The 18412-nt window shown below is 34.4% G+C and carries 18 protein-coding genes; all 18 read right to left on the minus strand.

From position 1 onward, the window contains the following. Window positions 1-2: 2 nt before the first annotated feature. A complete protein-coding gene (locus CALKRO_RS09460; RefSeq protein WP_013430805.1) occupies window positions 3-1349 on the minus strand; it encodes a UDP-N-acetylmuramoyl-tripeptide--D-alanyl-D-alanine ligase in 1347 nt (448 codons plus the stop codon). Next, window positions 1346-2833 (minus strand): UDP-N-acetylmuramoyl-L-alanyl-D-glutamate--2,6-diaminopimelate ligase, encoded by a 1488-nt coding sequence (locus CALKRO_RS09465; protein WP_083789252.1) that lies wholly within the window; start codon window positions 2831-2833, stop codon window positions 1346-1348. The genes CALKRO_RS09460 and CALKRO_RS09465 overlap by 4 nt, the downstream gene beginning before the upstream one ends. Continuing rightward, a complete protein-coding gene (locus tag CALKRO_RS09470) occupies window positions 2823-4982 on the minus strand; it encodes a stage V sporulation protein D (protein ID WP_013430807.1) in 2160 nt (719 codons plus the stop codon). The genes CALKRO_RS09465 and CALKRO_RS09470 overlap by 11 nt, the downstream gene beginning before the upstream one ends. Before the next feature lie 37 nt (window positions 4983-5019). Further along, on the minus strand, window positions 5020-5520 hold the full coding sequence (locus tag CALKRO_RS09475; RefSeq protein ID WP_013430808.1) for a cell division protein FtsL: 501 nt from the start codon (window positions 5518-5520) through the stop codon (window positions 5020-5022). Window positions 5521-5542: 22 nt separating this feature from the next. Further along, the gene (gene rsmH, locus CALKRO_RS09480; protein WP_013430809.1) at window positions 5543-6466 is read right to left on the minus strand and encodes a 16S rRNA (cytosine(1402)-N(4))-methyltransferase RsmH; all 924 of its coding nucleotides are present in this window, start codon (window positions 6464-6466) and stop codon (window positions 5543-5545) included. Between the two features lie 27 nt (window positions 6467-6493). Continuing rightward, entirely contained in the window at window positions 6494-6925 is a 432-nt protein-coding gene (gene mraZ, locus CALKRO_RS09485; RefSeq protein ID WP_013430810.1) for a division/cell wall cluster transcriptional repressor MraZ, read from the minus strand. A gap of 185 nt (window positions 6926-7110) precedes the next feature. After that, window positions 7111-7290, minus strand: a complete 180-nt coding sequence (locus tag CALKRO_RS09490) for a Spo0E family sporulation regulatory protein-aspartic acid phosphatase (protein ID WP_013430811.1) — start codon at window positions 7288-7290, stop codon at window positions 7111-7113. A 97-nt stretch (window positions 7291-7387) separates the two neighbouring features. Then, window positions 7388-8191 carry a prolipoprotein diacylglyceryl transferase gene (gene lgt, locus CALKRO_RS09495; RefSeq protein WP_013430812.1) on the minus strand — a complete coding sequence of 268 codons (804 nt, stop codon included), beginning with the start codon at window positions 8189-8191 and terminating at the stop codon, window positions 7388-7390. A 28-nt stretch (window positions 8192-8219) separates the two neighbouring features. Further along, the gene (yfmH, locus tag CALKRO_RS09500) at window positions 8220-9500 is read right to left on the minus strand and encodes an EF-P 5-aminopentanol modification-associated protein YfmH (RefSeq protein ID WP_013430813.1); all 1281 of its coding nucleotides are present in this window, start codon (window positions 9498-9500) and stop codon (window positions 8220-8222) included. Then, window positions 9484-10758 carry an EF-P 5-aminopentanol modification-associated protein YfmF gene (gene yfmF, locus CALKRO_RS09505; protein WP_013430814.1) on the minus strand — a complete coding sequence of 425 codons (1275 nt, stop codon included), beginning with the start codon at window positions 10756-10758 and terminating at the stop codon, window positions 9484-9486. The genes yfmH and yfmF overlap by 17 nt, the downstream gene beginning before the upstream one ends. A 94-nt stretch (window positions 10759-10852) precedes the next feature. Continuing rightward, on the minus strand, window positions 10853-11254 hold the full coding sequence (locus tag CALKRO_RS09510) for a nucleotidyltransferase substrate binding protein (RefSeq protein ID WP_013430815.1): 402 nt from the start codon (window positions 11252-11254) through the stop codon (window positions 10853-10855). After that, entirely contained in the window at window positions 11226-11561 is a 336-nt protein-coding gene (locus tag CALKRO_RS09515) for a nucleotidyltransferase domain-containing protein (protein WP_041741688.1), read from the minus strand. Before CALKRO_RS09515 ends, CALKRO_RS09510 begins: the two co-directional genes overlap by 29 nt. Before the next feature lie 35 nt (window positions 11562-11596). Then, the gene (gene gatB / locus CALKRO_RS09520) at window positions 11597-13039 is read right to left on the minus strand and encodes an Asp-tRNA(Asn)/Glu-tRNA(Gln) amidotransferase subunit GatB (RefSeq protein ID WP_013430817.1); all 1443 of its coding nucleotides are present in this window, start codon (window positions 13037-13039) and stop codon (window positions 11597-11599) included. A gap of 58 nt (window positions 13040-13097) precedes the next feature. Continuing rightward, complete coding sequence (gene gatA / locus CALKRO_RS09525) at window positions 13098-14558, minus strand: Asp-tRNA(Asn)/Glu-tRNA(Gln) amidotransferase subunit GatA (protein WP_013430818.1); 1461 nt, start codon at window positions 14556-14558, stop codon at window positions 13098-13100. Between the two features lie 30 nt (window positions 14559-14588). Next, a complete protein-coding gene (gatC, locus tag CALKRO_RS09530) occupies window positions 14589-14873 on the minus strand; it encodes an Asp-tRNA(Asn)/Glu-tRNA(Gln) amidotransferase subunit GatC (protein WP_013430819.1) in 285 nt (94 codons plus the stop codon). A gap of 220 nt (window positions 14874-15093) precedes the next feature. Further along, window positions 15094-16329 carry a hypothetical protein gene (locus CALKRO_RS09535; protein WP_013430820.1) on the minus strand — a complete coding sequence of 412 codons (1236 nt, stop codon included), beginning with the start codon at window positions 16327-16329 and terminating at the stop codon, window positions 15094-15096. Beyond that, window positions 16307-16972 carry an ATP-binding cassette domain-containing protein gene (locus CALKRO_RS09540; RefSeq protein WP_013430821.1) on the minus strand — a complete coding sequence of 222 codons (666 nt, stop codon included), beginning with the start codon at window positions 16970-16972 and terminating at the stop codon, window positions 16307-16309. Before CALKRO_RS09540 ends, CALKRO_RS09535 begins: the two co-directional genes overlap by 23 nt. A gap of 1014 nt (window positions 16973-17986) precedes the next feature. Then, window positions 17987-18313 carry a hypothetical protein gene (locus tag CALKRO_RS09545; RefSeq protein ID WP_013411584.1) on the minus strand — a complete coding sequence of 109 codons (327 nt, stop codon included), beginning with the start codon at window positions 18311-18313 and terminating at the stop codon, window positions 17987-17989. Between the last annotated feature and the right edge of the window lie 99 nt (window positions 18314-18412).

Raw genomic sequence — 18412 nt, forward strand, 5'->3', positions numbered from 1 at the left:
TTTTATCTCTCCTTGAGAAATTCATCTACAACTTCATCAAGTTTTATGCCCCGCGAAGCCTTAAAAAGGATTGTACAGTTGCTTGTAACTTCTCTTTTCAACACATCTAAACACTCATCTTTTGAAACAAAATAAGCTTTTACACCATCTTTCTTTTTTGCTTCATCGAATATATAAAACGCGTCTTTACCTGTACATATGACAACATCTATCGGCTTTTGCAATATGTATCTGCCAACTCTCCTGTGTTCCTCTTCAGAAAACTCGCCAAGTTCAAGCATGTCACCCAGCACTAATATCTTTTTGCCGTCAAACTCACATATACTGTCTATGGCAGACAGCATCGAATGTGTGCTTGCGTTGTAAGTATCATCCACAACTGTAATGCTTCCTTTATTGATAACCTCAAACCTTCTTTTTAGCCTCTCCTTTTGAAGGATTGCTTCTTTTATAAGCTCTCTGTCTATCTCTAAGATTGTCCCCACTGCAATTGCAAAAAGAGAGTTATAAATGTCATGAAAATTAAAGCTTTTTATAAAATAGGTGTAGCCTCCTACCTCAAATGAAAATCCATTCTGATGTTTTTGCACGTTTTGCGCTCTGAAATTGCTCTCGTTTTCAATCCCAATGGTAACAACCTTTCTTTTGAATTCTTTTTTGTGAAGGTTCAAAATATCATTGTCGTTGTTTATAATCAGTATTCCACTTTCCGGCATTCCGTCCTGAATCTCTGACTTTGCAAGAAAAATGTTGTACCGTGACTTTAAATTTTCAATGTGAGCAACACCAATATTTGTAATAACACCAATATCGGGTTTTGCAATTTGGGATAGTTTAGAAATCTCTCCAAAATTACTCATTCCCATTTCAAATACAGCAACCTGTGTATCTTCTGGCATGTTCAGAATAGAAATTGGAAGACCTATGTGGTTGTTAAAGTTGCCCTGGTTTTTAAAAGCTCTGTACCTCAAACTCAATACATTGAATATATACTCCTTTGTTGAGGTCTTGCCTACACTACCAGTAACTCCTACAACCTTCAAGTCATTTAATTTTCTTCTTGCAAAATAAGCCAAACTTTGCAGTGCTAAAAGCGTATCTCCTACCTTAACATAAGGTACTTTTAAATCATCAAAGTCTTTCTGAGAAATAAACGAAATTGCACCGTTTTGCAGTGCTTCTTTTACAAAATCGTGTCCGTCAAATCTGCTTCCTTTTAAGGGAATAAACAAAGTATCTTTTCCTATACTTTTGCTGTTAATTGAAAAATTTTTAACAAGAACATCAGTAGAAAAAATTTTAAGTTCTCCATTTACAGCTTTTGCTATCTCAGAAAGCCACAGGTTCATTCTCTTATCTCCTTTAAGATATTCTTCACAACCTCTCTCTCATCAAATGGTATAGTTTTATCTTTTAAAATCTGGTAAGTCTCATGTCCTTTCCCGGCAAGAACAATAAAATCATTTTCTCTTGCATTCTTTATAGCATATTTAATAGCCTCATACCTGTCGGGTATAACCACATACTCAACATTTGTCTTTTTTATCCCTTCCAAGATATCAGCAATTATCTTGAGCGGGTCTTCTGTTCGTGGATTGTCAGATGTAACAATCACAAAATCTGCCATTCTTCCAGCAATCTCACCCATAATTGGTCTTTTTGTCCTATCTCTGTCTCCGCCACATCCAAAAAGTAACACTTTTCTGCCGTCTGTAACTTCATTTACTGTCTTCATGAGATTTAATAACCCATCTGGTGTGTGTGCATAGTCAATCACCACAGTAAACTTTTGGTTTGACTCTACAATCTCGAACCTTCCTGGCACTGCTTTTAGATTTTCAAGCCCTTTTTTTATATCATCAAGCTTTATACCAAGCGAAATACAACATGCAGAAGCAGCAAGGCTGTTGTAAATCGAAAAAACACCAGGAATGTTAAGTGTTATCTCCTCTTTTTCCCCATTGTACCACAACTCAAATTGATTTTTGTTAACAAAAAGTTTTATATTTCGTGCAAAAACTTGGGCATCGCTGTCTTTAGCGTATGTCACACTGTCAGGATACATTTCTATAATCCTTTTTCCCCACATATCATCAGCATTTACAACCCTCTTTTTGCTCATACCGAAAAGTTTCAACTTTGCAGCAAAATAATTTTCCATTGTTCCATGAAAGTCTAAATGGTCCTGAGTGAGGTTTGTAAAAACTCCAACGTCAAAATCACAGTCATATACTCGAAAAAGTTCAAGAGAGTGCGAAGAAACTTCCATCACAACACTGTCAACACCCTCGTTTTTCATTTGCCAAAAGAGTTTTTGCAGGTCATAAGACTCAGGCGTTGTATGCTGAGCTTCAATTTCTATGCTACCTATCATATTCTTGATTGTACCAATCAACCCCACTTTTTGCCCATGAGCTTCAAGTATAGATTTTATCATAAATGTTGTTGAAGTTTTGCCGTTTGTACCTGTTACACCTATTAGCAAAAAGTCCTTTGAAGGATGACCAAAAAAGTTTGCAGACATAACAGCAAGGGCCTTTCTGGTATTTGAAGTCTTTATATAATCAATCTTCCCTTCAATTTTAGATGTGTCAAAAAACTCATCTACAACCACCAAACATGCACCATTTTGGATTGCCTCATTTATATATTCATGCCCATCTGTTTTAAAGCCTTTTATACACACAAAAACACAGCCTTCTTTTGCATTCTTTGAATTGTACGCAATATCAGTTATATCTTTACCAAAATCTCCAACATTTGTTTCTAAAACATCAATATTCTCAATCAAATCCTTTAATTTCAAGAAGTCTTCACCCTTTCTATTCTGCATTCTCTTTGTCAGCAATTTCAACCTCAATAATTGAACCTATTGAAACTTTTGTTCCTGGTTGTGGATTTTGTCTTATAATCTTTCCTTTTATTCCTTTCACTTTTATGTTGAGAAGACTATTTGAAAGCACCTTTTGTGCATCCTGGAAACTCAAGCCCACTACATTTGGAACAGCTACAGTTGTCTGCGACATCTCTTGAGTGAACAATATTATCGTTGAACCTTCTTTCAACATAAACCCAGCTTTTGGAACCTGGTCAATCACTTTGTTACCATTACCTATGACTTTTGCGTTGAACTTGTTATCGTTTATTTCTTTCTTTGCATCTTCAACATTCATCCCGATTGTATTTGGCACTATATACTCTTTATAAAACTCAATCTGTTTCAACTCTTCGGCTGTATACTGTGGTTGTATGTCCAAATATCTTAGTATATCATTTAACAAATCTCTTGCAACCGGTGCGGCTATAAGACCTCCATAATAAAGTGAAGGGTCAGGCTCATCTATTATGACAAGAACCGACACCTCGGGATTGTCAGCTGGTGCAAACCCTCCAAATGATGCTATATACTTTTTAGATGTTTTGTCATACTTTTGCGAAGTTCCTGTTTTTCCTGCAACTTTGTAACCCAGAAGATAAGCATTGTGCCCTGTTCCGTTTGTCACAACAGACTGAAGTATTACTTTAAGCCTTCGCGCAACATCTTGGTCTAAAACTCTTCTTTTTTGTGGTGTGTCAAAAGACTTGATCAGTTTTTTGTCCTTATCATATATGGCCTTTACAACATGAGGCTGGACCCACACACCGTCGTTTGCAACTGCATTTATCATGCTGATAACCTGAATGGGAGTTGCTGAAATTCCCTGGCCAAAAGAAATTGTTGCAAGTTCAACAGGTCCAACCTTTCCAAGTGGCTGAACAATCCCTTTTGCCTCACCGGGAAGGTCTATTCCTGTCTTTTGACCAAACCCAAAAAGGTTTATATATTTGTAAAGTTTCTCTTTTCCCAGCCTTTGCCCCACCTCTATGAACACAGGGTTACATGAATTTTGAACACCCTCAACAAAGTTTTCGCTACCATGCGGGTTGTAATATCTCCAGCACTTTAATATTGCATTTGCAACCTTAACATATCCCCTGCAATAAAACTGAGAATTCTCATTGACAACCCCTTCTTCAAGTCCTGCAGCTGCGGTGACTATCTTAAATGTTGACCCGGGCTCATATGTGTCTGTCAGTGCTCTGTTTCTCCACATCGACTGGACTATCTTGTTTTTCTCTGCTTGAGAAAGCTTATCAAAATCAGGAAACTTATCTTTGTATATAAGCTCAAATGGTTTATTTGGATCAAAATCAGGTTTTGAGGTCATGGCCAGAATCTCGCCTGTTTTAACCTTCTCGACAATTATGGTCACATTTTTTGCTTTGTTGTCATACAAAGCCTTTTGAGCATATTTTTCAGCAAAATGTTGTATTGTCTCATCAATTGTAAGCATTAGGTCATATCCATCAACAGGTTTTTTAAAAAACTCTTCCGAAAACGGCGCAGCCCTGCCGCTTGCATCAGTCTGGGCTGAAATAGCACCGGGCTTGCCGCGAAGATACTTATCATAATAAAGTTCAAGCCCAGAAAGTCCTTGGTCGTCTATTCCTGTAAAACCAAGAACCTGAGCCAGAAAATTTCCGTTTGGGTACACCCTTTTTGTTCCGCCTGTTAAGTAAATCCCTGGCAGGGCATACTTCCTTATCTTATCTGCTTTCTCTTTGTCAATATTGCGTGCTATGTAGATGTCTGAAACTCCTTTTGTATTAAGCTTATTCAAAATCTTTTTATAGTCTATCTGCAAAATACCAGACAGCACTTTAGCTGTCCATTCTTTGTCTTTAATCTGATTCAAAGATGCAACAACTGTCTCAGCTGTGATTGACATTGCCAAGATCTTGCCGTTTCTGTCTACAATGCTTCCTCTTTTAGGAGCAACAAGTCTCTCCCGCGTCCACTGGGAAAAAGCTCTTTTTTTGAGTTCTTCTCCTTTTATCAGTTGAAGATAAAAAAGGCGTCCCACCAGCAACACAAAGCTTAAAAAAAACACTGCCATGACAAAAAGGATTCTCTTTTTTACCTTTAAAGACGCTTCTTTCAAGTCTTATTTCCTCCAGCTTCTTGGGTCTTAAAAAAATTTAAAAGATTTTCTTAATAAAGTTTATTATCAAAGACACTTTATTATTATAATTCGATTTTACTTCTTTTGCGACCCTTTGATTTTTTTCTTCAGCTGAAGGGACAGTGATATATACAACCTGAGAAAAGTCAGGATAAGTCATTGAATACTTCTGCTGTGCAATCTTTTCTATCTCTGAGAGAGTAAGCTTGCCATCTATCTCAAGCTTTAACTGTTTGTTCATATCAGTTTGTAATTTAAGCTCATTCTGAAGCTGAGCAAGTTTTGCCCTCTCATGAGTAATATTCACATACCCGCACATAATAATTATTGACATGCTACAAAATATGCAAACAAACAATATCTTCCTAAAAAAATTTGTTTTTTCAATCCTCTTTTGTTTTAATATTTGCTTCCTTACATGATTTTTTCTGGCAATTTCTTGTTCAATCTCTTCTCTTGCAACCTGATAATTTTCCCAGTAATCCTCACTGTAAATTACCGAACCTGTTTTTGGCATTTTAAAACCCCCTTTATATTTTTCAGACCTTTTCGGCAACTCTAAGTTTTGCACTGTGACTTCTTTTGTTACTCTCAATCTCTTCTTTAGAAGGGGTTATTGGCTTTTTTGTAATGATGTTAAGCTCTTTTTTCTTGCCACATCTACATACAGGAATATCTTTCGGGCAAATACACTCAAGAGAATGAAATTTGAAAAATTCTTTTACTATTCTATCTTCAAGAGAATGAAAAGAAATTGCGCAAATTCTTCCCCCAGATTTTAAAAACCTCAAACTCTTTTCAAGCGCAATCTTTATCTCCTCAAGCTCTCTGTTTACCTCTATTCTAATAGCTTGGAAAGTTCTCTGTGCGGGATGTGAACCATCTTTTGGCTTCGGTACTACAGAAGAAATCAATCTGCTCAGATCTGTTGTAGTTTCAATAGGTTTTTTACTCCTTCTTTCAACAATAGCTTTTGCAATCCTTCTTGCAAATCTCTCTTCACCGTACTCTCTGATTATTCTCTCCAAATCTTCCTGGGAATAGTAATTAACAACATCATATGCTGTGAGCTTTGATGTTGTATCCATCCTCATATCCAAAAACGCTTCTTTATTGTATGAAAAACCTCTTTCCTGCTTGTCAAGCTGCAAAGAGGAAACTCCAAAATCGAAAAGTATTCCGTCTATCTTTTCAATTCCTAAACATTCCAGCACCTCATCCACTTTTGAAAATGAAGAATGCACAATCTTTACATTCTTGTATGCTTCTAATTTTCTTTTTCCAAGCTCAATGGCTTCCAAGTCCCTGTCAATGGCAATAAGAAAACCCTTATTTGAAATCTTTTCAAGAATTCTTTTTGAATGTCCACCAAGACCAAAAGTAGCATCAACATAAATTCCATCCGGATTTGTAATCAAAAAAGATACAGACTCTTCAAGTAGTACTGGTATATGCTCAAACATCAGAATTTCATCTGCTCCTCTCAAAACTTATATACCCAATTCTTCCATTTTTTGTGCTATCCTATCAACAGAAAGGTTCTCATTGGTCATTTCTTTTAGCCAGTTATCCTCGCTCCATATTTCAATTCTTGTCATTACTCCAATTATAAATACCTCTTTTTGAATACCTGCATATTCTCTGAGGTTCTGGGGAATGAGGACTCTTCCCTGTTTGTCAACCTCGCACTCAGAGGCTCCCGCAAAGAAAAATCTTAAAAATGTTCGTGCTTCTTTGCTTGTAAGTGGAAGTTTTTTGAGCTTTTCCTCAAGTACAGCCCACTCTTTTAAAGAATAACCAAAAAGACAGTTGTCAAGTCCTTTTGTAAGTATGAATCTCTCACCAAGCTCTTCTCTGAATTTAGAAGGAAGAATTATTCTACCTTTACTATCCACCACATGTTTGTATTCTCCTATTAACATTCAACCACTTTACTCCACTTTGAACCACTTTATAAAAATATTCTATACCAACTTGAAAAATCCTTCAACAAATGAAAAAAAAATAGGACAGATTTTTATCTGCCCTATTTTTTATATCTTAAAACTTTTCATCTTTTGTGTTTTGCCCCCCGCTATCAGGCTTTTTTTGACCAAAGCAAACTTTTCTACACATTCCCTTCCTTTTTGATTAGTTTTTTGATCACCATTTCATTTCTCTCCTTGTAATAATCCAAAATAAGCTTGTCCAGCTCTGTACTGACATGATATATCGATTCATAATCAGCATTGTTGTTAATCAGTTCATCCAACTTCTCTCTTAGTTTCATTATTTTTTCTGTTATCATATTCCCACCATCTTACAAAGATTGTATTTTAATTATAAACCCAAACGCGTATTTTGTCAACAAAAATACTCTAAAAATACATTGTACTATTTTTTTGCTATATTTTGTCGAAAAATGACCTGCTGTTCGATACCACAATCGCACTTCCTACAACAATACACAAAACTGCAACAATTTGAGAAACTCTAAAATTTCCTATCATTAAACTGTCTGACCTTAAGGCTTCTATAAAGAATCTGCCGAGAGAGTAAAGTATAAAGTAATACCCTAAAATATCCCCCTCTTTCTTTTTATACTTTCTTAAGAATATCAAAAGTAAGAAGACAAGAAAATCCCATAGAGATTCATACAAAAATGTTGGATGAACCTCTATTCTTTTTCCCGCCTCTCTGCTATAAATCTGCATACGCCACGGAAGATTTGTTTCATACCCGTAAGCTTCCCTGTTTGCAAAGTTACCCCATCTTCCTATTGCCTGTCCTAATATCAGACCGTGAACACCCACATCACATATTTTGAAAAAATTTATTTTTTTTATCTTGCAATAAATGTATGTGATAAAAATTGCACCTATCAGAGCTCCATATATCGCAATTCCACCCTGGCGAATGGCAAATATACTTAAAATATCTCCTTTGAACTCTTTAAAATTAAAAATCACATAATAAGCCCTTGCAAAGATTATTGCAACAGGCGTTGCAATTATTGCAATGTCAAGTAAAATCTCTGGATTTATATCTTCTTTTTTGGCAAAATATGTGCTTACAAGAAAACCACATAAAAAACCAATTGCAATTATAATCCCGTACCATCTAACCTCAAGTCCAAAAATCTTAAATGCTATAGGACTGAAGTCAAACCTCAAACCAAGTCCTGGAAAGACTATGCTATCATCTATCATTTTCCTTTACTCCATACTTTTATTTTTTTCAACCTGCAGGCCATACAATTGATATACAGCTCAAGCTCTCATCAAAAAATTCTTTGAACCTTTTTTCGCACATTTCAAATGATACAGAAGTGATTTCCTTAACATATTCAAAAATATTGACTCCTTTGAAATAGCTGTATATAAACTCAACAGAGAGTTTTTCAGGATTGTCAAACTTTCTCAAGTGGCTTCCCAGCACAACCTTTTTTGCCCTCTCAAACTCTTTCCTATCAATTCCTTTTTTCTTGACATCCTCAATGTGCTCAATTATTCTTCTGTAAACCTCTTCAGGATCTTTGCTCTCTCCACCAATCATAAAGAATGAATATTCAGGCTCACAGTTGTACTCAAACCCAAAGTTCTGGTTGATAAGCCCTTCTTTATAAAGCTTTTCATAAAAATCTGTGGATTTCCCAAATAGCATCTCAGCCACTATCTGTGTTTGGATATCCTTCATTATCATCTCATATGGCGGAAGGTCATTTTGATTGTCTTTAAAGCCTATATAGAAGATTGGCACTGCCACCGAAAGCCTTGCCTCTATCTTTTTTTGATTTACTTCTTCGGGCTCATCAGGATAAATCCTTTCTATCAGGCTTTGATATTCTTTTGTCTTTTCCATCCTTTCAATTGTATCAAAAATTTTTTTAGGGTCTACATCACCGCATACAACAATTATCATATTGCTTGGATGATAGAATGTATTATAACACAAATACAAATCCTCTTTTGTAATTTTTTGAATACTTTCTAAGGTTCCTGCAATGTCAATTTTCACAGGATTGTTTACATAAAGTGCATTCAAGAGATTAAAATAAACCCTCCAGTTTGGATTATCCTGGTACATTCTTATCTCCTGTCCAATTATTCCTTTTTCTTTCTCGACATTTTGATCAGTAAAATATGGATTTTGAACAAAATCTAAGAGAATCTCAAAATTTTCATAAAAGTTTTGAGTGGATATAAAATAGTAGACTGTTTCTTTGAATGAAGTAAATGCATTTGCCATTGCACCAAACTTTGCAAATCTGTCAAACACATTTCCTTCTTCTTCCTCAAACAATTTGTGTTCCAAAAAATGTGCAATGCCATCTGGAACCTCAACAACCTCTTTTGTTTTTGGATGAACAAACTTGCTATCAACAGAACCGTATTTTGTTGCAAACCCCGCAAATGCCTTGCTGAAGTTTTTCTTTTTTATGACAAAAGCTTTCAGTCCATTTGAATATGAATTTATATAAATCTCTTCATTGAGAGCATCATCATAAATCCTTTCCATCTTTAGCAACACCTCTGTTTTTCAAAAAATATACAGTATCAAGCTCAAACCTGTTCGCTATCCTTTTTATATCCTCTATATTCACATTTCTGAGGTTTTCAAAGACTTCCATGGGTTCTATTATTTGTCCAACTAATGCCTGATTTAAATAAAAACTCAGAAGATCTCTTGGACTGTCATATATAGCCATCAGGGCTGTTTTATAATAGTTTATTGCACTTTCATATTCGATATCATCAATATTCCCATTTTTGATATCCTCTATCTGCTGCAAAATCAGATTTAAAGCCTTTTCATAGTTTTTAATCTCAATTCCAGAGCTAATAATCATTACAGATTTGAACCTGTCAATCCTTGAAAATACGTAGTAGCACAAAGAAGCTTTTTCTCTAACATTTTCAAAAAGTTTTGATTTTGGAGATGCTCCTAAAATTCCGTTGAGCATCAAAAGTTTGTAATAATCCTCAGATGTCACATCCACATTTGTTCTTATCCCAAGGGCAATTTTGCCTTGATTTACTTCCATTTCTTCTGTTACATATCTTGTGTTTTCAAATGGAATGTTTACAAAAAAATCATTGTGTATACTCTCTCTCTTTTCCTCTCCAAAAATCTCTAATGCTTTTGAAGTTGCCCATTCTTCATCATAGTCACCATAGACAAACACGTACATAGGCTTTTTGGTAATAACCTCTTGGTATTGTGAAAAGAGCTTTTCTTTTGTGATGGTTTGCAAATCATCAACATTTCCTTTTTCATAAAGAGCATAATTTTGCCCCTCAAACATAATCTCTATACATCTGTCAATTGCATATTGAACCTTGTCGTTTATCCTGCTTTCAATCTCCTGTTTTAGATTGTTCTTCTCTTGCAATATAGCTTCTTCTTCAAATCCACCGCCATATTTTATTGGACCATATATGATGTCATACAAAAACTGTAGCGCTTTTGTATAAAGGTTTTCTCCTGCAAATCTATCATTTAAAAAGCTTATTGCAAATGAAATTGCCTGTAGGTCACCCTTTTTATCCACATCAATGCTCAAAGATGCACCATACATATTGTCCAAAAATCTATTTATTTCTTTCATATCTTTGTACTTGTTGTTCCCTCTTATTAAAACCATTGGAAACAGGGCATTCAAAGTATTTTTTTCTCTTTCAAGCCTGTCTATAAAGGTAACTGCTATTCTATTTATCTTGAACCTGTCATCACAAAATGCCATGTAAAAGTTGTTGTTTTTTCCTTTCTTTTGCATCTTCCCATCTCCTCAAATGTCTGCTTGTTAAAAGCTTCTTTTCTTAATTTTATTTTACCCTTTTTTTGCAAATCCATCAACAAATTTGCCATCTTCATAGTTCAGAAGATATTATCTCTTCAAATTTTAAAAGTAACTTCCTAAATAGTTCTATATACTCATATTTAATGTTGTTATAAATCTCACAAGCCATTTTTTGGTTATATAAATGTGAAGTCATATTTCTATCTGAAAGCATTTTAAGCCACTTGTCACCCTCTTCTATAATGCCATTTTGATATGCGTACTTTATAACGGTCCGAGGATTGTTAATCTCCAAACCAGTATACTTCAAATATTCCCTCATGAGCTTCCATGAAAGTTCAAAGACAAATTCAAATCTCTGGATTGCCCCGTCCATAATAATATCCTTGTCCGGCTGTATACTCATACCTTCTTCTAATCTTTTTAAAGCACTCTTAAAATCTTCAAATTTCTCTACTATTCTCTCTTTCATATATAATTACTCCTTCTTTTATGATACTTTCTTTGAGACTTTCTTTTGTAATGCTATTGAACGCAACAACATCAAACAGCAATATTGTATTAACTTCTTCTAATTCATCCTGGATTTTATAAATTGGATTTTCGCTCTCTTCTTCAAGCCAAATACATATATCTATATCAGAACCTCTTCTATAGTCTCCTCTTGCTCTTGAACCAAAGATACAAGCTTTTTTAACTTGCTTGTATTTCTTAAAAATTTCGATAATCTTATTTAAGATATCTTCCTCTATTCCAAACTTTTTGGTTTCCACTTTCACTCTCACCTTTTTAAAAAATTTAAAAAAGAGGGAGCTTAAATTTTCTCAAGCTCCTCTCTTAAAATCTCATTTACAAGCTGTGGATTGGCCTTGCCTTTTGTTATCTTCATAACCTGCCCAACCAAAAAGCCAAACGCCTTGTCTTTGCCATTCTTGTAATCCTCTACTGATTTTGGATTGTTTGCTATTGCCTGTTTTACAGCTTCCAAAATTACGTTTCTGTCTGTTATCTGAACAAGTCCTTTTTCTTTTACAATAACTTCAGGATCTTTTCCCGTTTCGAACATCTCTTCAAAGACTTGTTTTGCAATAGTGTTGGAAATTGTCTTGTTATCAACAAGGTTAATAAGGCTTGCAAGCTGATTTGGCTTAATCTTTATATTGTTAATTTCCTCAGGTTCTAATCCTTTGTCATTTAAAATCCTCATAATTTCTCCCATCATCCAGTTGCTTGCAGCCTTTATGTTTTGCGTATATTTTATGCACTCTTCAAAATAGTTAGCTATAGCCTTTGATGAAGTCAGAACCCCAGCATCATATTCTGGAAGCCCATACTCTTTTATATACCTTTCCTTTTTCTGGTCAGGAAGTTCAGGAATCCTCTTTCTAATCTCTTCAATCCATTCTTCATCTACAATTATAGGTGGTAGGTCAGGTTCTGGAAAATATCTATAGTCATGCGCTTCTTCTTTTGACCTCATGGATAAACTTATACCTTTCGCATCATCCCAGCGCCTTGTCTCCTGAACAACAACACCACCGCTTTCCAAAACCTCTATTTGCCTTTTTGCCTCATATTCTATTGCTCTCACAACAGACCTGAAAGAGTTTAAGTTTTTCATTTCTGTTCTTGTACCGAATTCTTTTGAACCTTTTGGACGCACAGATAGGTTCACATCCACTCTGAGAGAACCTTCCTGCATCTTGCAGTCAGAAACCTCTGTGTATTGCAAAATTGCTTTTAGCTTTTCAAGAAAAATTCGTGTCTCCTCACTTGAACGTAAATCCGGCTCTGTAACAATCTCAATCAAAGGAACACCGCACCTGTTAAAATCAACAAGACTCCCTTCTTCCCACTGGTCATGAAGAAGCTTTCCGGCATCCTCTTCTATGTGAATCCTCTTTATTCCTATTCTCTTCTTCTGCCCATTTACCTCAATGTCTATATAACCATTGTAACAGAGTGGCAAGTCATACTGTGAAATCTGGTAAGCCTTTGGAAGGTCAGGATAAAAATAATTTTTTCTGTCTTGCTTACTATATCTTGCTATCTGGCAGTTTGTTGCAAGACCTGCCATTATGGCATATTCAACCGCCTTTTTGTTCAAAACTGGCAAGACTCCTGGCATACCAGTGCAAATAGGACAGCAGTGGGTATTTGGCTCACCGCCAAACTCTGTTGTGCAGCTGCAAAATATTTTGGACTTTGTCGCAAGCTCAGCATGAACCTCTAACCCTATTACAACTTCATATTCCATCTTCTTTTTTCACCTCTTGTTTAAAATAATGGTTTTGTTCAATCTATAGGGTCCTGTATTATAAATTCTGAGGTTTTAAGTTTCTATATCCGCTGTTCTGTTCATAGGTATATGCAACTCTTAATATCGTCTGTTCATCAAATGCCTTACCTATAATCTGAAGACCTATCGGAAGTCCGTTGCTGTCAAAACCGCACGGAATCGATATTGCAGGAAGCCCTGCAATGTTAACTGGTACTGTGCATATATCCGACATATACATCTCAAGAGGGTTTGAAACTCTTTCACCTATTTTAAAAGCTGTTGTTGGGCTTGTTGGTGTAATAATAACATCATACTTTTGGAAAGCTTCATCAAATGCCCTCTTAATCAATGTCCTCACCTGAAGCCCTTTCTTGTAGTATGCATCATAATACCCCGCAGAAAGTGCATATGTGCCAAGCATAATTCTTCTTTTTACCTCAGCTCCAAACCCTTCAGACCTTGTCTTTTTGTATAAATCTATTAGGTCTTCATAGTTTTGCGTCCTGTACCCATATTTGATTCCATCATACCTTGCTAAATTTGAACTTGCCTCAGATGAAGCAATGATGTAGTAAGTTGGAAGAGCATACTCAACAATTGGTATTGAAAACTCTTCATAATCTGCACCCAAAGATTTTAAAAGCTCAAGTGCTTTCTCAACAGCTTTTTTTACCTCATCATTAACTCCTTTTTCCATATATTCTCTTGGAACGCCAATCTTAAGACCTTTGACATCATTTACAAGAGCCTTTGTAAAGTCAGGAACATCAATAGGTGCTGATGTTGCATCATATGGGTCATGTCCGCATATGATGTTCATCGCTAAAGCACAGTCCTCAACGTCTTTCGTCAAAGGTCCTATCTGGTCAAGAGAGGACGCAAATGCAACAAGGCCAAATCGCGAAACTCTTCCATATGTTGGCTTCATACCAACAACTCCACAAAGTGAAGCTGGCTGCCTTATAGACCCACCTGTGTCAGAACCAAGTGTGAAAAATGCTTCATCTGCCGCAACAGCTGCAGCAGACCCACCACTTGAGCCACCTGGAACTCTTTCCAAATCCCACGGGTTTCTTGTTGTGTGGAAAGCAGAGTTTTCTGTTGATGAGCCCATTGCAAACTCGTCCATATTGAGCTTTCCTAAAAGTGTCATGTCATTTTCTTTTAACTTTTTTACAACAGTTGCATCGTAAGGTGGAACAAAGTTGTAAAGGATTTTAGATGCACAGGTTGTTTTTATTCCATTTGTGCAAAGATTATCTTTCAAGGCAATTGGAAGACCATAAAGCACCCCTACATCTTCGCCTTTTACTATCTTCTCATCAATCTTCTTTGCATTTTCTAAAGCTTCTTGTTCTGTGATTGTTATATACGACTTTACTTTATCTTCAACCTGTTTAATTCTCTCAAGAACACTTTCAACAACTTCTTGACACTTGACCTCTTTTTTCTTGATAAGTTCAATTGCTTCGTGAGCAGTCAGTTTGTAGAGCATCTTTTGTTTTGCCTCCTTACATATAAAGATTTATTCTACTATTTTTGGGACTTTTATGCAAACATCGTCATGAGATGGAGCATTTTTCAAAATCTCTTCACGTGGATATGAAGGTTTTACCTCATCTTCTCTGAACACATTGTAAAGGTTAAGAACATGCGCAGTTGGTTCAACATCCTTTGTATCAAGGTCAGATAGTTTATTGGCAAACTCGATTATAGCCCCAAGCTCTTTTGTCATCTTCTCTATCTCTTCTTCTGTCAAAGTTAGCCTTGCAAGGTTTGCAACATATTCAACATCGTTTCTTGTAATCATGCCTTATCTCATCTCCTTTTGTTTCTAAAGCTTTTTTGCTACTCTTTTTTATTTTATAGTAAAAAAATCTCATTATCAAGAAAAAGAAGAGGGGTACTTATCTACAAAAAAATAAAGCCTTCTGCTAAGGCTCTTATTCCCTTTAATCGCAATTAAGGAGGCTTTTGAAATTGGTAAGTTAACAAAGTGTTACAGCAAAAATTTTATTTCTAAAAGAAAATTAAAATTTAAGTAACAAACCTTGTAGAATTATTACGCCACACAACATTAAGAACTTAACTTTCTCATTTTGCCAAAAAATTTTTAACACAAAAAACAAGAGTGAATCTAATACTAAATACCAAATCACTTTGTAATACCAAAACGGTTGTAAAAAGGCAAGTAGTAAGAAATTTAAAAATATATTAATAAGCACAAAAGACAATGCCGAAAATGTTAATTTTAAGTTGTTCAATCTATGCATATAGAAATATATATGTTCTTTTGTATCCATCAGGTAGAATAGTAAAAGGTAAAATAACATAAAGCTATGAATGATAAAATAGCAATATAGTTGTACACTTAATTGCAGTTTTGGCAGAATAATAACTGATAATACCATTATCAACAATAACAATATTAATTGCCTCAAATAGACTCTCTTAAAAATCAAAAATTGGTGTAAAAAGATATTAAATGGGAATGATAGCACAAAATCATAAGATTTCTTTTTATCAAAATCAATCAACTTCTTATATTCTTCACTTACTTCTACAAGTAATCCCCAGTCACCTTTTGCAAATCCCCAGTTTGATTTATATATAATCTTGCTATAATTTAGCAATTTCTGTATATCAATGTTTTTCAAAATTATGGGTATTAACACTATCTCAATTGCTAATAATATAAGAAAAACCTTTTCCTTCAAAACGTAAACCAATAAAACAAACGCCAACAACGATAGCATTTTTACTATGAAAGAATATTTTAAAAGAAGAGTAAACGAACAGATAAACCTGATCAGCTCAGAAAAAATGTCTGTTACAATAAATAGAAATAGAATCTCGTTTGTTATGAACGAATATAAATTTTCACCAAATACATATATTGCTATTTTATATAAAAAGTAAAATAAAAAAATTCTTGAAATTAAGTAGTTAATGAGTCTGATTATCATTACAAGTACAAGTCTATAAAAATTTTGCGTATAAAAATGAACGAATGTAGGAAAATAAATATAGATGTTAGTATTTTTAGATATATATATCTTCAAAGTAAAGAATAATGTAATAGCTGAAAAGATCATCCATCTATTTGCTAAATAATTTAATTTATTTAAATAATGGGTATCAATCAAATTTGGCATTATCCAAAATAATAATATTAATCCAAATACAATTATTACTCCAAAACGTTTAAATATCAACATTTGCATTCGCAGTTTATCTTTATATTCAACTAAAAGCAACTTTAACACTTTTTTCTACACTCCTCTTAAGTTCAATTTCTCTGTCTATCAAACCTTTTACATATTCAACCTCGTGCGATGTTAATATTATAGTCTTCCCACTACTTTTTAGTATAGATAATATTTCAAATAAAGCCTTAACAGAAGCAGAATCCAAAAAATTAAACGGCTCGTCAGCTATTAACACCTCAAAATCCTTTAGCAAGCCACAACACAGCATTACTTTTTGCTTATTACCACGCGAAAGTTGAGAAGGTAAATAATTCAAATATTCTTTTAAATTAAATACACTCACATATATATTCACAATTTCTCTTGCTTCTTCATCTTTTAAGCCATACATTGAGGATATAAAATTCAAATGCTCTTTTACTGTTAAACCTTCATAAAAAATAGGTGCGTCTGGTATATAACTGATTGGATAATTATGTAATTTTATCTTTTTTAAGCTTATGCCTTTAAATTTTAATTCACCACTCCATAAATTATCTAACTTTGCAATAATATTGAGTAACGTAGTCTTTCCTGTGCCATTTGCTCCTTTTAAATAAACGAATTCATTTTCATATATTTCAAAACTCAGTTTATCTATAACCATTTTATTCCCAGATTTTTTTGTTAATTCAGTGGCAATATAAATTGGAAAAGACATTACAATTACCCTCCAAAAAAGTTACTAAGTCTCTTCTCAGTTGTTCTTTCCATTTACATTTGTGAAAATCAAGAGAATATGCAACTTTAGAAACAGCTATGACAATATACTGAGAAGTATGTTTTTGGATTTAATTATTGTATTTTACGGACAAAATTTTTGTACCAAGATCAAACTAATAAACAAAATAAACAGAGGTAGGCAATTATTTACTTTTTGCCACCCTAACTATTGTCATTGAATCATATTTTTATTTCTGACTAAAAATAGTTTGATATATATAGGTAGCAGTTAAAACTGAAAGAATAAACAAAAGACTTACGTTTGTATCTTGGAATATAAAGGCTGTAAACATAAAAACAAAGGTTATTGTTCCTATAATGGTTAAAGCGCCTTTCCAATCATTTTTTTTGTTCAATATTGAATCACTCCTAAAATTTGAATTTTAATTAATTGTTTGGCCACCGCTGCATTTTTGCCAACATTTATTGACATGGGAGTAAGATACATTAAGTGAATAGCCAGCGCCATTGAGTCCCACATTAGAAATCGAAGCAGAAGGTCCTCGTTAAATTTTTTTATCACACCTCCTATGAGCACAATAGAAATTGTGACCGTACATCAAAAGTAAGATTGCTCTAATCTTAGTATATTCCTCTGTCTTACATAGCAGTATTTTCCACTCATTATCCGTATACTTTTGCTAAATATAGCTTTTATGTTTTTTCTTGTTCTATTATGATTTTTGCTACAATTAATCTTTTAACCACTTATTCCCAGTAGTTTTCTGTTAAAATTTTATATAACCACTTGCAACTTTGTCAATTATCAATTTTGCTTTTTTGTTAAAGTAATCCCATTTTTTGAGTTTAGGTCTCGATTAATTTAAAATTTCCCACCTCAATATATTTTTCTGTAGAAGAGTAATCATTTTGACATATTTAGACCAAAAAATAAAGGACTGCAAAGTGCAGTCCCTCTCCTTACAAAACACCTTTCAAGCATATACTTACCTTAGCTTGCCATTCTCTTTGTCAAAACCTCACAAACCCTTTCTTCAATACCAAGTAAGTAAATCTTATAGTCTTTTGTTGCAATCACTGTTCTTCTGTCACCTGTCTTGCTGGGGTATGCATCTTTAAAATCTGTCCACTTGACAACACCGAAATGCTTTTTAGATGGGTCAATCAGATAAAAACCATTCTGACATACATGCAGTTTCATTCTACCCTGGTATTTGATATCGGGATGACCCTCAATGTACTCAACATCAAGCGGCTCACAGATGTCGCGTCCAAGCTCTTTTATCTGTTTTGGAACACCCAAACCAAACAGGCCCATCTGTGCTCCCCCCTATTCATTTCCTAATTTTATTATACCATTTTTTAAAATTGTTTAACAACTTTAATTTATTTTCTGTATAAGCAAACTTAAATTCAG

Source organism: Caldicellulosiruptor kronotskyensis 2002, assembly GCF_000166775.1.
In the GTDB taxonomy this organism is placed as follows: domain Bacteria; phylum Bacillota; class Thermoanaerobacteria; order Caldicellulosiruptorales; family Caldicellulosiruptoraceae; genus Caldicellulosiruptor; species Caldicellulosiruptor kronotskyensis.

Coding starts and splice junctions, on each gene's coding strand:
- yfmH (WP_013430813.1), bottom strand. CDS start 9,500: ATGGAAAGGATTTATGATGATGCTCTCAATGAAGAGATTTATATAAAT.
- CALKRO_RS09465 (WP_083789252.1), bottom strand. CDS start 2,833: ATGCAGAATAGAAAGGGTGAAGACTTCTTGAAATTAAAGGATTTGATT.
- CALKRO_RS09510 (WP_013430815.1), bottom strand. CDS start 11,254: ATGAAAGAGAGAATAGTAGAGAAATTTGAAGATTTTAAGAGTGCTTTA.
- CALKRO_RS09545 (WP_013411584.1), bottom strand. CDS start 18,313: ATGGGCCTGTTTGGTTTGGGTGTTCCAAAACAGATAAAAGAGCTTGGA.
- mraZ (WP_013430810.1), bottom strand. CDS start 6,925: ATGTTAATAGGAGAATACAAACATGTGGTGGATAGTAAAGGTAGAATA.
- CALKRO_RS09475 (WP_013430808.1), bottom strand. CDS start 5,520: ATGCCAAAAACAGGTTCGGTAATTTACAGTGAGGATTACTGGGAAAAT.
- CALKRO_RS09490 (WP_013430811.1), bottom strand. CDS start 7,290: ATGATAACAGAAAAAATAATGAAACTAAGAGAGAAGTTGGATGAACTG.
- rsmH (WP_013430809.1), bottom strand. CDS start 6,466: ATGTTTGAGCATATACCAGTACTACTTGAAGAGTCTGTATCTTTTTTG.
- gatB (WP_013430817.1), bottom strand. CDS start 13,039: ATGGAATATGAAGTTGTAATAGGGTTAGAGGTTCATGCTGAGCTTGCG.
- CALKRO_RS09460 (WP_013430805.1), bottom strand. CDS start 1,349: ATGAACCTGTGGCTTTCTGAGATAGCAAAAGCTGTAAATGGAGAACTT.
- yfmF (WP_013430814.1), bottom strand. CDS start 10,758: ATGCAAAAGAAAGGAAAAAACAACAACTTTTACATGGCATTTTGTGAT.
- CALKRO_RS09540 (WP_013430821.1), bottom strand. CDS start 16,972: ATGTCTTTTCCAATTTATATTGCCACTGAATTAACAAAAAAATCTGGG.
- gatC (WP_013430819.1), bottom strand. CDS start 14,873: ATGATTACAAGAAACGATGTTGAATATGTTGCAAACCTTGCAAGGCTA.
- lgt (WP_013430812.1), bottom strand. CDS start 8,191: ATGATAGATGATAGCATAGTCTTTCCAGGACTTGGTTTGAGGTTTGAC.
- gatA (WP_013430818.1), bottom strand. CDS start 14,558: ATGCTCTACAAACTGACTGCTCACGAAGCAATTGAACTTATCAAGAAA.